The organism is Mesorhizobium sp. M0437 (assembly GCF_040321335.1).
GTDB lineage: Bacteria > Pseudomonadota > Alphaproteobacteria > Rhizobiales > Rhizobiaceae > Mesorhizobium.
This window is the reverse complement of sequence record NZ_JAMYRK010000252.1, coordinates 1-709: the sequence shown is the minus strand read 5'-3', so window position 1 is coordinate 709 and position 709 is coordinate 1. Positions and strand designations below refer to the sequence as shown.

General features: G+C 62.1%; 1 pseudogene. It reads left to right on the top strand.

Annotated elements, in window-relative coordinates:
• Positions 1-510 precede the first annotated feature (510 nt).
• Positions 511-709 (top strand): annotated as a pseudogene (locus tag NKI72_RS35310) (IS5/IS1182 family transposase); the annotation flags it as partial.

The window sequence follows — 709 nt, the reverse complement described above, 5'->3', positions numbered from 1 at the left end:
TCCATTGTGGACGCTCCCTCTCTTACGGTGGCTGTCAAACACCACCATTCTGGCACATCGATGCCGTCGAGGGGGCGTCCACCCCATCACTATCGGAATCCGCCAGCGGCGGCGCGACAATGAAGCTGCGAGCGTTGCGTCAATCAAGATGAGAATGCTGGCGGGTTGGAACGCAGGGAGGGCGTAGCCCGACTGGAGTTTCAACCCGCCAGCGCCGCGGCCTTTTCGGGCTTCAGCGCGCGAGTGGATTTTCTGCATTTAGCTGCAGCGAAGGTCCCGGTGGTGCGGTGGAAGCGCACCCGGGGCATCTTGGACTTATTATCCAGGACTGCTGCATTGCCGCAGCAATGGTCACAACCTGCTAGGGTCCGGACCCATAAAGGGTTCCACTGACGGTGGTTTTATGATTCACGGTCTCCAAAGGGAGGCCACCGATGAATCGCGATTATTTCTGGCTGACCGAGGAGCAGTTTTCGCGGCTGCAGGCGCTGCTGCCAACCGACACGCGCGGCAAGCGCTGGCGGTCCTCCGGCTGAGGTCCTGATCGACTCTTCGGCCGTGAAGGCGCATCGCTGCGCTTCTGCCGGCAAAGGGGGGAGCAAAATCAGGCGATTGGCCGGTCGCGCGGTGGGCGAACCACGAAGATCCACGCCCTGACCGATGGCCTGTGCCGCCCGATCGCTTTCCTCTTGACCGGTGGCCAGGTCGC